This window comes from Rickettsiales endosymbiont of Peranema trichophorum, assembly GCF_004210275.1.
GTDB lineage: Bacteria > Pseudomonadota > Alphaproteobacteria > Rickettsiales > Midichloriaceae > RICK02.
In genome coordinates, this window is sequence record NZ_SCFA01000073.1 from 15,538 (window position 1) to 30,562 (window position 15,025).

A 15,025-nucleotide genomic window follows, 5' to 3' on the forward strand; every position below is an offset into this window, starting at 1 on the left:
TAGGGAACACCTCAACCCCCTAGAGTCTCAGCCAACATCTTTTAGCGTATTCATTTCCAAAAATTGATATAATTCAACAAAAAAACACTGTAATTCAATAAAACATGCTCAAAACTCTCAAGACTCCCCGCAGACTCAACGGTATTGCATATATGATAGCGTTTTGTTGTCTCTACAGCATTAGCAATATGGTCGCCAAACATCTGAGCAACAATATCCATCCTGTAACCATGATATTTTACAAAGATTTATTAGGTCTACTCCTTTTGCTCACAACCAGAAAATACTCCAATGCAATCTCTTGGCCCCCATTCACTAAATTGAATCTGATGGCAGGAGTTCTAAGCTTCATCGGCGCACTCGTCTGGTTTGTTGCAATATCACACCTACCCATTAATAAAGCCGTGGCACTAAGCTTTTGTACACCTATCTTTTCCTCAATCATCGCCTCCCTGATACTTCATGAAAGACCTGAAATCTGGCAACCTATCAGCCTGCTCGTAAGTTTAGTGGGAGCCTACATTATACTAATGCCCCCTATTGAAGGCATCACAATATATGATGCTCTTTTGCTCGTCGCATGCATATTTTGGTCTTGTAGCACAATTGTAGTCAAAAAATTAACACAACGCCAGGATCCACATACAATTGTAATATATGGAACAGGTGTAGTCACACTTATATCACTCCCATGGCTTTTTATTTCATCCTACATTCCATCTGCCCAACAGCTATTACTACTTCTACTAATAGCTATTTGTTCAAAGTTAGCACAGCTTTGTATTGCAAGAGCTTATCAGTACACCGACGTCACAGTACTTATGCCTTTCGACTTCACACGCCTCGTGTTTACTTCAATTATCTCATACACATGTTTTGGAGAAATCTTAGGAGCAAACGTAGCGGTCGGCTCATTCTTGATAGTGATGAGCGGCTACTTTATAACAACAAGAGAGTATAAAAAACATCTCCTCGAAAGCAAAAGTGACTGAAACCCAACAGAATCTACTGTGGCTGCTTCCTTTCGGTCCTGACCAGATTGGCAGATCTAATCGCCTTCAGTCACCGTCTACATCATACGACATTTGCTGCATAAATTGCTAGTAAATATTTTGTAGTTGATACAGCACATACCAAGTGCTATAAAACCCTCGATGCTGATAAACCATACAGATCTTAATGTCTCGTATCACTCTAAAAATCTATGCTCTTCTGCTCCTGTTCCCTATCTGCCTGGTCACAGTCAAACAGGATGGTATTTGCAGTTCCAGGCCAACCAAACAATTTTTATTGTCAGCAAATGGTGCCTTGAAGGTCAGCGTTGTTGCACCTGCATCAGGTTGTGAAAATCAAGTGGTGGAGAAGCTAAGTGCATATAAAGACCTAAAAATGTCACCTCTTTTAAATGTTCTTGGAGCCTCACCGTTCCATAGTAATACCGATGACAACAGAGCTTCAGACCTTATAGCAGCTCTACATGATCATCAAAAATATATATGGGCCCTCAGAGGTGGTTACGGTAGCGCCAAACTCATACCATACTTGAGCCCCTCAGATCTCCCAAACAACAAAGTGATAATAGGGTATAGCGATATTACTGCACTGCATTTGTTCGTTAATAAGCATGGGCTAAAAAGCATACATGGAGCAAACCTAAACGAGTTACTATACACCAAAGATAAGGACCCAATGAACTTTGTGATCTTAAAGGATGTAATGCTCGGTAAAAGAAAAAAATTGCGATATCAAAACATTAAACCACTCAACAAAAATGCTAAAAACGCCGTCATCAATGCCTCTCTAATAGGTGGAAATCTTGAGCTAATAACAAATAGTATCGGTACTATTTGGCAAATTGATACAAAAGACAAAATAGTTTTCATTGAAGATGTAGGAATCAAAGGCTATGCCCTAGATCGTAGCTTGAACCACCTGATACAAGCAGGTCTGCTAGAAGATATAAAAGCTATCCTCTTTGGAACATTTCAAAATGGTGATGAATTCGTTGAATTTGTCATCAAAAAGTTTGCAGACAAAATAGATATTCCAGTCTATGCCTCAGATCAGTTTGGTCATGGTTATAAAAACTACCCACTCATCTTTGGTACAAAAGCTAAAATAGCTAGTGGAGAACTGCTAATAGATTGCTCTTAAAAAGCATCCATGCTAAGTCGTGTATAACTCACTGCTCATCGTGCTGTATAAGTCTATCAAAACCTTCAAGCTGCGATGCTCCGGTAACTCCAACTGCGGATCAATAGCAACTGCACTCCTTGCACTCCGATGCGCCTGTTCCACAAGATGCTGGTGTTGAACAATATCGCATACCTTAAATTCCGGCACACCGCTTTGCTTGATACCTAAAATATCCCCTCCTCCACGTATCTTCAAATCTTCCGCAGCTATCTCAAATCCGCTGTTTGAATTTCGTACTATCCCAAGCCTTTCACTAGCTATATTCGATAGTGGCTTCTTATACAAAAGTATACAATACGAAGTGGCACTCCCCCTTCCAATTCTCCCACGCAACTGATGCAGCTGCGATAACCCAAACCTCTCAGCATGCTCAATGATCATAATCGTTGCGTCACTAACGTCTATTCCCACTTCTATTATACTTGTCGCAACTAAAATCCTCGTAGCGCCATTCAAAAAATCTAACATCGCCTTATCCCTCTCCGCCGATGGCATCTGCCCATGTACCACACCTACAACATTTGGAAATAGTCCGTTCAGTATACCAAATCTCTCTTTGATGTTCATGAGATCAAGCTTTTCCGATTCCTCTACCAACGGACAAATCCAATAAACTTTGTCACCGTTTTCCATAGCGTGTTTCAGTTTGTACATAACCTCATCAACTTTATCGTCCGCTATAACCTTAGTGTGTACTGTAGCCCTACTCTTAGGCTTCTCCTTAACTATAGATAGATCCAAGTCACCATAGTTGACCATACATAAAGTCCTCGGTATAGGTGTTGCAGACATCATAAGAAAGTCAGCCGCATTGCTTTTCTGTAGTAGGGCTAGTCGTTGCTCAACACCAAATCTATGCTGCTCATCTATAATCACCAGCCCCAAATTTTGAAAGACTACCGCATTTTGAAATAATGCATGAGTACCAATAATTAAATTAATACTTCCTTCCTTTATTTGCTTTCTCACCTCACGCGATTCACCTTGCGGCATGTCGCTTATTAATATTCCACACGTCACTTTCATTGCTTGACATAAAGCTTGAATCTTTAAAAAGTGCTGCCTTGCTAAAACTGCCGTAGGCGCCATTAAAACAGCCTGCTTCCCTGCTTCTATAGCGTTAAGCATCGCACAAACTGCAATTATCGTCTTGCCACACCCAACATCCCCCAGTACCAACCGCATCACACGCTCTTTCGATAATTGTTCTGCAGCAATATCCAGTATGATACTTTTCTGATCTTCAGTCAGCTCAAATGGTAGTATTCTCAGCAACCTATTTAAAAGTACACCGCAAAAACACAGCGGTGTTTTATAGTGCTTCTTTTGCCCCTGTCGAATAAGTTGTAGTGTCAATTGCTGAGCAAACAATTCGTCAAACGCTAATCTATCCCTGTATAAACTCCATTCCGTCTCCTTTACATTATCCGGAAAATGAGCCTTTCGAATAGATTCTAACCACGTCACCCAGCTATATCGGCTCATAATGTGATGCGGTATCCACTCCGGCAACTTCCCTACGTTTCTAATCGCTCTTGCGATCGTAGACCTGATTTGAGAATTTGTCAGCCCGTAAGTACTTCTGTAAAGTGGCTCAATTATCCTCACCTCAGCTAACGTTTTAGAGCTCGTCACGACATCTGGATGAACCATTTGTAAATTACCTCCCACCAGTTCAATTTTTCCACTTACCACAATCCTGTTTCCAACATACAGTAGCTTTTTTAAATACTCGCTCCCAATGTTAAAATACAATAATAAAAGCCTTCCCGTGCTGTTATCACACGTAATAACATAAGGTGTATTTCGCTTTTTAGAATACTTGTAGTTAGGAATCTTGATATCCCTGATACAAACAAGCTGAGTGGTTATCTGTGAAGTCTTAATGCTGTAAAGAGGCGAATTGTCCCTTCTGTCTATTGTAGAGTATGGTAGGTGAAGCAATAAATCCCTCACAGTAATACATCCAAGCCTTTTATAAGCTTGCGCAGTTTTTAAACCAATCCCGCTGATATCACCAATATCAGAAGATAAATAACATATAGACGATGAACTAATGTGTAGTGAATCTCCGTGCATTAATATCCAGAAATAAATCTTTTTAAAGTAACCAAAGTTTGATATAAACTATGTTAAAGCAATTATAAATCAAGATTAGTATGCTTCACACTGCTGTCCTTAAATTTTCGCACCTTACCCGTTCAATTTTCAGACCTATAGCAGTTTCCCTTTTTGTAATGCTCATCTTCAATGACACCTACTGCCTTGCTCAACAACCATTGCAAGGTTTCGCAGATATAGTAGAAAAGGTCAGCCCAGCTGTTGTAAATGTGTCCAGCACACAAAATCTACAGAAAAAGCAAGATAGCACCAGTTCTTGTGATAGCCATCCAGAAAACTTGTTAGAATGGTTTGATTGCCTAGAAAAAGAGTTTGGTATGAGAAGCAAATCGCGTCGCAGAAACTCCTTGGGATCAGGCTTTATAATAGACAAGGAAGGACATATAGTCACCAACTACCACGTCGTTGCAGAAGCAGATGAAATCAACGTCACCTTGGGCAATGACAATACCACATCTTATAAAGCAAAAGTCGTCGGTAAAGATCGTATGACCGATCTTGCATTGCTCAAAATCGACGCAGGAAGAGCATTGCCATATGTGGACTTTGGAGATCCCGAAAAATCAAGAGTTGGTGATTGGGTCATTGCAATTGGAAATCCATTCGGGCTCGGCGGTACAGTAACTGCAGGTATTATCTCCACAAAAGGCAGATATCTCGACATCGAACATGGTGGAGATTATATACAAACAGATGCTCCCATTAACACTGGAAGCTCCGGCGGCCCAATGTTCAATCTAAATGGCGAAGTAATCGGAGTAAGCACACTCATCGTAACCGCCAATGGCGGAAACGTTGGCGTTGGTTTCGCTATCCCTTCCTCCACTGCCAAGTTTGTGATAGAACAACTCAAGCAAAAAGGCGAAATGGTCAGGGGATGGTTGGGTGTAAAGATACAACCTGTAGACCAAAAGATAGCACACAACATGGGATTAAAAGAAGCAAAAGGCGCACTTGTAGCAAGTGTGGTATCCGGAAGTCCAGCAGAAATAGCTAAGCTAGAGGTCGGCGATATAATTGTAAAATTTGATGGTAAAGACGTCCTTACAAGCAATAGATTGCCTATGATCGTTGCATCGACACCTATCAACAAAAAAGTCGACATCCAGATCGTCAGAAATAGGCAAGAGATGACTCTATCTGCTGTCATAGGAAATTGTAAGAAAAATCGTGAATGTAGTGGCCCTGAGGAGTCTGCCACTTCCCCAAACATTGCCAACAACAACATATTGGGAATGGAGCTGGTAAATATCAACAAGGACAATGCAAAAAAATACAGGCTAGAGAATATTACAACAGGTGTTTTAATAGTATCGATCAGTAGAAACTCTCCCGCAGCTGAAGTAGGTATAGTCGTAGGCGAGGTCATACAGCAAGTCAACAACAGAAAAATTAAAACAGTTCAAGACTTTGAAAATGTTGTACTACAGCTAAAGAGAGAAAAAGAACAAAACGCCACACTCTTAGTAATGTCAAGAAATGGTGACACAAGATTCGTTTCTATAGAACTTGACTCTATAGAAAACAAATAGAGAAAACCATACAACATGTCTCTAAGAGTCTTGCAGGTGCTTCCACGATTATCCTCTGGTGGTGTAGAACGTGGAACATTAGAGATAGCAAAGGCTCTTGTAGAGGATGGTCACGTCGCCTTTGTTGCATCATCCGGAGGAACTCTCGTAGATGAACTCAGAAACAATGGTGGCGTACATGTCCTTTTACCCTTACACCTCAAAAATCCCTTGTCCATATTCTTAAACATCTTTCATATTTGTAGAATAATTAAACTACACAGCATCAACCTCATTCACGCCAGATCTAGAGCCCCCGCTTGGAGTGCTTACTTTGCATCTAAAATCACAGGCGTTCCATTTGTAACAACTGTTCATGGTGCGTATGGAGTCTCAAATAGATTCAAAAAGTTGTACAACGCTGTAATGCTCAAAGGAATCAAAACAATTGTAGTCTCCAAATTCATTCTTAACTACGTTGTTCAAAACTACAGCGTCAACAGTAGGAAACTTGTACTAATCAACAGAGGTGTGGATATCAAGTATTTTAACCCTCAAAACGTCAGTCAAGAAAGAATACTGGATATTCACAACAAAATCGGCATTTGTAACAATCAAAGTAAAGTTATACTGCTACCTGGAAGGTTCACTAGGCTCAAGGGACACTTGTACTTGCTTGATATGTTATCAATTCTACAAAAACGTCACACAAATAACATAGATTGGACCTGCATAATGGTAGGAGATGCACTTGGAGATCACAATACGTACGTATCAGAAATTAAAGACGCTCTACGCTCATACCACCTTGAACACCGGGTCAAAATCGTGACCACAGCTATCAAAGACATGCCAGCACTGTACATGGTTGCAGACATAGTGATGGTACCATCCATAAAACCTGAAGCCTTCGGTCGAACAATCATAGAGGGACAGGCAATGGGTAAGGTAGTTGTAGCAACAACACTAGGCGGAGTCACTGAAGATGCTATACATCATGGCACATCCGGATTTCACATCCCTGTTAATGACCCCTTAGCAGCAGCCTCTATTCTTCATGAAGCACTTCTACTAAACCCAAAACAACCTCTCGAAATAGGCCGCGTTGCTATGGAGAATGTGAAGCTACAATATTCACTAGAAAGCATGTCTAGAAAAACACTAGATGTCTATACAGGGATACATCAGTAGTCTCTTTTTGTATCATTGCTGCTTTTCCCTATTGGTCTAATACACTTGGTTCGATATACTGTGTTTCATGTTGCCGACTCCACTGGTAACGTACTTTTTAGGAGCATCACTATGTTAATTGGACCTCTGCAGAATACTGGTACGTGTGTGACATATCATACCAAGTTTCAGATTAAATCAGGCAAATGGATTTGAGGATGAGGCTGCGTAAGCGTATTGAAATACGTGCGCAGAGCCGACTTTCACAAAATCCGTTTTGAATCATTTAAAAATGAGAGTTGGTATCACCAATGCTCTGATTCAGTAGGTAATGTTAGCAAAACTAGATGGATGCCCGTTTTCACGGGAATAACAAAAAAGAGAAGCGGGAATGGCAAAGAAGGAAATGCTGGGATGGCAAAGGAGAGAGAGAGGCGATAAAAGAGAGGCCTCGGATTGTTGCGTCATGTGTACCAATCAATGTAATATATTGCAACAATATGTTACTTGTTAAGGTAATACATAACACTATATCATCGATGCAAATTAATCCAATCAGTAAACAAATTCGTGCCATATCAACAAACAGTCGCTTCACCCATAAAGCTCAACGGCATAGGACTACACACAGGCCAACCCGTCAACCTCACCATTCTCCCAGCTCAAGAAGATTACGGTATCGTCTTCGAAAGAGTCGATCTACCAAATAACAAAATAATTCCCGCACACTTCAACAACGTAGTAAACACAAACCTCTCTACCGTCCTCGGAAATAAGGCAGGAGTCACTGTCGCCACAGTTGAACATCTCATGTCCGCTTTGTGGGGATGCGGCGTCGATAACGCACACATTAAAGTCAATAATATAGAAGTCCCCGCTATGGACGGTAGCTCACTCCTTTTTGTAAAACTAATAGACCAAGTAGGAATACAAAAACAGCATAAACATAGAAAAATCATTAAAATCATTGACGAAATTGAAGTCGTTCACAATGACCAGTCCATTAAAATCACACCAAATGACGGATTCGTCGTCGATTTTACAATCAATTATAATAATCACGTCATAGGAGAGCAGTCATTGTCATTCAATGAACAAACCAATAACTTCAATAACGAAATCAGTAACGCTAGAACCTTCGGATTCGTCAAAGATCTAAAAACATTGTGGGCAAACGGCTTGGCACTCGGCGCATCTACCGATAATGCAATCGCTATTTCAGATAACGGAGTCGTCAACCAAGATGGTCTCCGCCATCCAGACGAATTCGTAAGACATAAAATATTGGATTGCATCGGAGACCTATATCTCGCCGGAGCAAGACTGCACGGCTACGTCAGCGCTCTCAAAACAGGACATACACTCCATAATAAGCTCCTAAAAAAGCTGTTTTCAAAAGTAGAAGCATACCAATATGTCATCGCCTAAATATATTTTTAGTTGAAACTATTTTACATACAGTCTATGATTTTTACAGGATTATCAAAGATCTAAAAATAGTATATGCACGTCGTTGTACAAAAAGCCGATTTATTAAAAGCACTAGGCTATATCACCTCAGTCGTAGAAAAAAGAAACACCATACCAGTGCTCAGCAACGTCAAAATAGAAGCACTAGGTGACCACCTCAGCCTCACTACCACAGATATAGATATAGCCGTCAGAGACGTAATTCCAGCAACAGTACAGGCACCTCTTCTAACTACCGTACCCGCAATCACACTCTATGATATAGTCCGAAAAATTTCTGATGACTCCACAATAACCTTCGAGCAAACCACAGAAACACCAGACCAAATAAGCGTCAAATTCGGCTCCAGCCTCTTTGTCCTCCCCTGCATTTCCTCAGACGAATTTCCTAACTTCGATCTCGGTGTCATATCCCATACATTCGATGTACACAGCAACATACTAAAAGCTCTGTTGTCCAAAACTAAACACGCTATATCAACAGACGAAGCCAGATACTACCTCAATGGTGTATATCTCCATGTCCATAAATCAAATAAAGGACTTTCAGCCCTCAGAGCCGTCGCAACAGATGGTCATAGATTGGCTAAAGTTGATGCTGTGCTACCAACAGGCCTCGATGCTATGCCAGGCGTCATAATCCCACGCAAAACCGTCATGGAAGTGGTCAGCTTGTTGGAAGCTCATGATAAAGAAGTCACTATCGGCGTATCTGAAAAGAAAATCATGTTTCAAATAGGTACCATCAGAGTCAGTAGTAAGTTAATAGATGGTAAATTCCCAGACTACGATAGAGTAATCCCAAAAGGGAATGACAAGTGCATGGAAGTAAAAGTAAAAGATATCCTAAGCGCAATCGACCTTGTCATCGCAATATCACAAGATAAAGTAAAATCTGTCAAGTTTGACATAGAGCCATCCAAATTAACACTCACCGCAAGTAGTCTCGCAAATAGCCATCTACAAGGTCTCCAAGCCATACAAGTCGCCTATAACTCCACTACGCATATATCCATAAGCTTCAATTCAAGGTACTTGCTAGATGCACTATCCGTGGTTGATGGCGATCTCGTCAGACTAAAACTATTTAACAATTCTGTCGCTATCATAATACACGATGCCTCCGACGAAAGCTCCACATACGTCGTCATGCCAATGGAAGTGTAAACGTGCGTGCCAATCAACAAACTCGCCTTATCCAACTTCCGTAATCACTACCATTTCCAAATAAACGTAGATAGCCCTATCGTTGTCATTAATGGACCAAATGGCATAGGCAAAACTAACATCTTAGAAGCCCTATCCTTCTTAGCTCCAGGTAGAGGCCTCAGACATGCATCGTTAGACCAAATATTCCCCATAAACCACATCAAAAACACATATGACGAGTGGGCCGTCCGATGTGATATCACTCACAACCAAAACTCTATCACATTGTCCACAGGCTCCATAAAAGACCACTCAAATACCATCAAAAGACTTGTAGTGATAGACGATAACGTCACATCAAAACATAGCGATATTTTAAATTATTTAAAGGTAGTTTGGTTAATACCTCAAATGGATGGAATATTTATGGAATCACCATCCAATAGAAGGAAGTTCATCGATAGAATAACGTATAACTTCTTTCCTGAACACGCCCCCGCAATACTAAACTACGATAAATTATTAAAATCACGATTAACCATTTTACATGATCATAAATATGATGAAATATGGCTTAAAACTCTTGAAGAGCAAATCGCACACCTCAGTTGTGCAATACTCATTAAACGCCATCAAGCTTTAAATCTTGTTCAGCAGGAGCTACATCATGATGATAGTCCATTTCTAAAACCCTTAATCAAATTTATCGGCCCTCTCGATCAACTCTACACAGAAAAAGAGAAAGGTAATATCATAGATTTGATTATACATCATTTGAAACGTCTAAGACATATAGACGCTACTAGCAATAGAACAAATTTTGGAGTCCATAAAAGCGATATCGAAACACTTCATAGCATCAAAAATATTCCAGCACACCAGTCCTCTACTGGAGAGCAAAAGTCAATGCTCACATCCCTAATATTGGGCCAAGTTAAAGCAATGAGCAAAATAAATAATGCAAAAACAATACTACTGCTGGATGAAGTCTTTGCACATCTCGATCAATCAGCCACCTCTTCTTTGATCAACCAGATACATCTAAGCAATGTCCAAACTTGGCTCACAACAACAGATGTAAGCCTAGTAAACAGGATTAGTGTCAAACACAACAACATCAGCTTTTACAGTTAAGAGCTTGTCCGCAAATTAACTGGAATGAGGGCAAAAGTTGTCTGTGAAGTTGTTGGCAAAAGCAGATAGATTCCCGCTTTTGCGGGAAGGATAAAAAAGTGGGGCCTGGATGTTTGTCTCAACACCATCCAGACCCTCCAACATATCTCATATTTGCGGACAGGCTCTTATTTTCAATAATTTAAGAAGGTTTGGTAATGTTGTCACATTTGAGGGCGCCCTGTCCACTAAATAATGATACAATTTGTGGTGCACCAAATAACAGACCCATACCAATACCAATTGCAATCGCTACACCCCATGAAAGCTTGCCCAAAAAAAGACCTATAGCTACTATAATGATTGCAATAATCGCAAGAGCTTGACCAGTACCTCCAGTCACAATTTTAATACCAACACATAATCCATATGTAATGGAATTATTATCAGTCGCGCTTCCCGTACCACCTCCCCCAGTGTCCGCACCAAAACATATCAAAGGCACCAACACTACCAGAGATAGTATAGCCACAATACAGAAGCCCCTACCCATCTTTGTAAAATTTTTCATGATACTATTCCTCATTTTTTCCTCCATTAGTTAATGAGCTATTCGCCTTAAAATTGTGTTTATAAAACGCTAAAACACTCCATTACATTTTATAGTATAACGCTAAATAGGAAAAGCAAGCAATAGTAGCTCAAGAAGTAAAAAATGAACGTAAAAAAAAACCACACTTACAAGCTTGGCAACTACTTACTCTCCCGTAGCTTAAGCTAAAGTACCATCAGCGACGAAGGGGTTCACTTCTGAGTTCGGTATGGAATCAGGTGTTTCACCTTCTCTATAATCACCAAGCCAATAAGTATGGCAAGAGAAATCGTAAGTAAATTTACAAAGAAAAACAAAATCAAAATCAGTATAAGCTTAACACTGTAAACGATATTAGTTCAACTAAAAATCAATCGTGCTATTAGTACTGGTTAGCTCAATGGATTGCTCCACTTACACACCCAGCCTATCAACGTCATAGTCTATAACGGCACTAATAGGGAAAACTAGTTTTGAGGCGGGTTTCCCACTTATATGCTTTCAGCGGTTATCCCTTCTATACATAGCTACCCGGCGTTGCTCTTGGCAAAACAACCGGTACACCAGTGGTATATCCAACTCGGTCCTCTCGTACTAGAGTCAGAGCCTCTCAATTTTCCTTACACCTACGGCAGATAGGGACCAAACTGTCTCACGACGTTCTGAACCCAACTCACGTACCACTTTAATCGGCGAACAGCCGAACCCTTGGGACCTTCTCCAGCCCCAGGATGTGATGAGTCGACATCGAGGTGCCAAACGAGCTCGTCGATATGGGCTCTTGGAGCTCATTAGCCTGTTATCCCCGGAGTACCTTTTATTCGTTGAGTGATGGCCCTTCCACACAGAACCACCAGATCACTATGACCGACTTTCGTCTCTGCTCGACTTGTCAGTCTCGCAGTCAGGCAAGCTTATGCCATTGCACTCTAACAGTTGATTTCTGACCAACTTGAGCTTACCTTCGCACGCCTCCGTTACTCTTTGGGAGGCGACCGCCCCAGTCAAACTACCCACCATGCAGGGTCCCAGCCCCAGATTCATGGAGCATGGTTAGATGTCAAAAATTTAAAGGGTGGTATTTCAAGGACGACTCCACTTAAACTAGCGCCTAAGCTTCAAAGTCTCCCACCTATCCTACACATTAAATCCCTAACACCACTACAAAGCTATAGTAAAGGTTCACGGGGTCTTTCCGTCTAACCGCAGACACTCCGCATCTTCACGGAGAGTTCAATTTCACTGAGTTAATGTTGGAGACAATGGGGAAGTCGTTACGCCATTCATGCAGGTCGGAACTTACCCGACAAGGAATTTCGCTACCTTAGGACCGTCATAGTTACGGCCGCCGTTCACCGGGGCTTCAGCTCAATGCTTGCACATCTCACCTTAACCTTCCGGCACCGGGCAGGCGTCAGACCCTATACCTCCTCTTACGAGTTTGCAGAGTCCTGTGTTTTTGATAAACAGTCGCCACCCCCTGCTATGTGCCACCTTATCCTGGTTGCCCAAGTAAGGCCATCCTTTTCCCGAAGTTACGGATGCAATTTGTCTAGTTCCTTCAACATTATTCTCTCTACGCCTTAGTATACTCTACCAGTCCACCAGTGTCGGTTTGGGGTACGGTCTATATGCTGGAGCTATTTCCAGGAAGTCTTAGGCTGCACAAAGAATCCATTAACTCTGTACAACTTTCAGCCTTCGTCACTTCCAGCAGGCTTACGAATATTAACGCAATTCCCATCGACTACGCCTTTCGGCCTCGCCTTAGGGACCGGCTAACCCTGCGCAGATTAACTTTACGCAGGAACCCTTGGACTTTCGGCGGAAATGTTTTTCACATTTCTTTACGTTACTTATGTCAGCATTCTCGCTTGTAATACCTCCAGCATACCTTACAGTACACCTTCAACGGCCTATACAACGCTCCGCTACCGCCTAAACACTTATACAGTGTCTAAACCCGCATCTTCGGTATATGGTTTCAGCCCCGTTACATTTTCGGCGCAGAATCGCTAATAGACTAGTGAGCTGTTACGCTTTCTTTAAAGGATGGCTGCTTCTAAGCCAACCTCCTAATTGTTTTGGCGTTTCTACTTCCTTTAACACTTAACCATAATTTTGGGACCTTAGATGGCGGTCTGGGCTCTTTCCCTCTCGGCCATGGACCTTATCACCCACAGCCTGCCTGCTATTCTGTACTCATCGGTATTCGGAGTTTGGTTAGGTTTGGTAGGGCTTTAGGCCCCCCTAGCCGATCCAGTGCTCTACCCCCGATGGTAATCGAATAACGCTCTACCTAAATAGATTTCGCGGAGAACCAGCTATTTCCGAGTTTGATTAGCCTTTCACCCCTAGTCACAAGTCATCCCCTACTATTGCAACAGTAGTGGGTTCGGTCCTCCGATAGGTTTCACCCTATCTTCAACCTGCTCATAACTAGATCACCCGGTTTCGGGTCTAATGCATCTAACTCAATACGCCCTATTCAGACTCGCTTTCGCTACGGCTACACCTAACGGCTTAACCTTGCTAGATACACTAAGTCGCTGACCCATTATACAAGAGGTACACCGTCACACCTTACTATCAAATCAATGATTGCATGTGCTTCGATTGCTTGTAAGCATTTAATTTCAGGCTCTATTTCACTCCCCTTGTCGGGGTTCTTTTCATCTTTCCTTCACAGTACTTGTCCACTATCGGTCGTCAGGTAGTACTTAGGCTTAGAGAGTGGTCTCCCTATGTTCAGACAGGGTTTCACGTGCCCCGCCCTACTCAAGACCATCAACAACTATTTACTCATACAGGACTATCACCTTCTATGGTTCCTTTTTCCAAAAGATTCTGATTTTAGTTGCCGTGGTACTGGCCTAGTCCGTCTTCGCTCGTCACTACTAACGGAGTCTCGGTTGATTTCCTTTCCTCTAGGTACTAAGATATTTCAATTCCCTAGGTTCGCCACTCTAGACTATGTATTCATCTAAAGTTACCAGATTAATCTGGTGGGTTACCCCATTCGGAGATCTACGGATCAAAAGTTATTGGCACTTCCCCGTAGCATATCGCAGCCTATCACGTCCTTCATCGCCTCCTGCCGCCAAGACATTCATTAAATGCTCTTATTATATTTTTAGCTGATTTTTATTACCAACATCGTTTACAGAACTAAACTTATACAACATTAATTTAGTTTCCGCAGTGTAATAATTTACTTACAATTTCAAAGAACAGTAAAGTCAGTTAAATTACTGACTAACTAGAACGTAGATAGATTCTTACCATGACCACAGTGCCACGTCAATATATATTTTATAATATATAAGACGTCGTCATCTTTATTTAGATCAAAGCAAGTGAAAAACTGAGTAGATAGCAGCAAAATTTTGTACCAAAATTCAACAGCACTTCCCCTAAAAAGCTGATATAATACTCCAAACGCCCGCCATCACGTAAAATGACAAAGCACTGAAGGAACCTTATTGTAGCTTTTTCTTCTTGTCGCTCTTTATATACTCATATTGTCCCACACAAGCTCAAGACGCTTCCCACAAAACGCAAGGCCTATCGCAAGTACATCCTTCACACCTTGTTGCCTAAAAAGCTCAAGATACTGCTTGTCCTTCACTTGTTTTAGGCCTTCTTTTGCCTTTGCCTTCAGCTTCTTTGGGTCATCCGTTGCCTTGAACTCCAGTAGTATCCC

General features: G+C 41.5%; 11 protein-coding genes, 2 rRNA genes and 1 other RNA gene. 8 read left to right on the forward strand and 6 right to left on the reverse strand.

Annotation, left to right across the window (positions count from 1 at the left end):
• The first annotated feature begins 104 nt into the window (after positions 1 to 104).
• The gene (locus EDM53_RS03725) at positions 105 to 992 is read left to right on the forward strand and encodes a DMT family transporter (RefSeq protein WP_130122335.1); all 888 of its coding nucleotides are present in this window, start codon (positions 105 to 107) and stop codon (positions 990 to 992) included.
• On the opposite strand, the gene ffs is transcribed toward EDM53_RS03725, so the two are convergent.
• Positions 978 to 1,070, reverse strand: an RNA gene (gene ffs, locus EDM53_RS03730) — signal recognition particle sRNA small type. The genes EDM53_RS03725 and ffs overlap by 15 nt on opposite strands.
• A gap of 109 nt (positions 1,071 to 1,179) precedes the next feature.
• Here ffs and EDM53_RS03735 point away from each other — a divergent pair.
• Positions 1,180 to 2,154 (forward strand): LD-carboxypeptidase, encoded by a 975-nt coding sequence (locus EDM53_RS03735; protein WP_130122336.1) that lies wholly within the window; start codon positions 1,180 to 1,182, stop codon positions 2,152 to 2,154.
• Between the two features lie 12 nt (positions 2,155 to 2,166).
• Here EDM53_RS03735 and EDM53_RS03740 read toward each other — a convergent pair whose 3' ends face one another.
• Positions 2,167 to 4,275, reverse strand: a complete 2,109-nt coding sequence (locus EDM53_RS03740; RefSeq protein ID WP_130122337.1) for an ATP-dependent DNA helicase RecG — start codon at positions 4,273 to 4,275, stop codon at positions 2,167 to 2,169.
• 158 nt (positions 4,276 to 4,433) lie between these two features.
• Between EDM53_RS03740 and EDM53_RS03745 the strand changes: the two genes are divergently transcribed.
• From EDM53_RS03745 to recF, 6 genes are all read left to right on the forward strand, one after another.
• Positions 4,434 to 5,849 (forward strand): Do family serine endopeptidase, encoded by a 1,416-nt coding sequence (locus tag EDM53_RS03745; RefSeq protein WP_165379624.1) that lies wholly within the window; start codon positions 4,434 to 4,436, stop codon positions 5,847 to 5,849.
• A gap of 15 nt (positions 5,850 to 5,864) precedes the next feature.
• A complete protein-coding gene (locus tag EDM53_RS03750) occupies positions 5,865 to 7,019 on the forward strand; it encodes a glycosyltransferase family 4 protein (protein ID WP_130122339.1) in 1,155 nt (384 codons plus the stop codon).
• Between the two features lie 216 nt (positions 7,020 to 7,235).
• Positions 7,236 to 7,439, forward strand: a complete 204-nt coding sequence (locus tag EDM53_RS06350) for a hypothetical protein (RefSeq protein ID WP_130122340.1) — start codon at positions 7,236 to 7,238, stop codon at positions 7,437 to 7,439.
• Positions 7,440 to 7,568: 129 nt separating this feature from the next.
• Positions 7,569 to 8,426: a UDP-3-O-acyl-N-acetylglucosamine deacetylase gene (lpxC, locus tag EDM53_RS03760; protein WP_165379625.1), complete on the forward strand. Its 858-nt coding sequence runs from the start codon at positions 7,569 to 7,571 to the stop codon at positions 8,424 to 8,426.
• Positions 8,427 to 8,501: 75 nt separating this feature from the next.
• Positions 8,502 to 9,635 carry a DNA polymerase III subunit beta gene (gene dnaN / locus EDM53_RS03765; RefSeq protein ID WP_130122342.1) on the forward strand — a complete coding sequence of 378 codons (1,134 nt, stop codon included), beginning with the start codon at positions 8,502 to 8,504 and terminating at the stop codon, positions 9,633 to 9,635.
• 6 nt (positions 9,636 to 9,641) lie between these two features.
• Positions 9,642 to 10,751, forward strand: coding sequence for a DNA replication/repair protein RecF (gene recF / locus EDM53_RS03770; RefSeq protein ID WP_130122343.1), 1,110 nt, complete (start codon positions 9,642 to 9,644; stop codon positions 10,749 to 10,751).
• 181 nt (positions 10,752 to 10,932) lie between these two features.
• Here the strand turns inward: recF and EDM53_RS03775 are convergent, their stop codons facing one another.
• The 4 genes from EDM53_RS03775 to EDM53_RS03790 all read right to left on the reverse strand — a co-directional run.
• Positions 10,933 to 11,301, reverse strand: coding sequence for a TrbC/VirB2 family protein (locus EDM53_RS03775; RefSeq protein WP_165379626.1), 369 nt, complete (start codon positions 11,299 to 11,301; stop codon positions 10,933 to 10,935).
• A gap of 173 nt (positions 11,302 to 11,474) precedes the next feature.
• Positions 11,475 to 11,589 (reverse strand): 5S ribosomal RNA (rrf, locus tag EDM53_RS03780).
• Positions 11,590 to 11,683: 94 nt separating this feature from the next.
• Positions 11,684 to 14,459 (reverse strand): 23S ribosomal RNA (locus EDM53_RS03785).
• A gap of 371 nt (positions 14,460 to 14,830) precedes the next feature.
• Positions 14,831 to 15,025: PD-(D/E)XK nuclease domain-containing protein (locus tag EDM53_RS03790; protein WP_207215468.1), on the reverse strand; the 195-nt coding region annotated here is incomplete at its 5' end.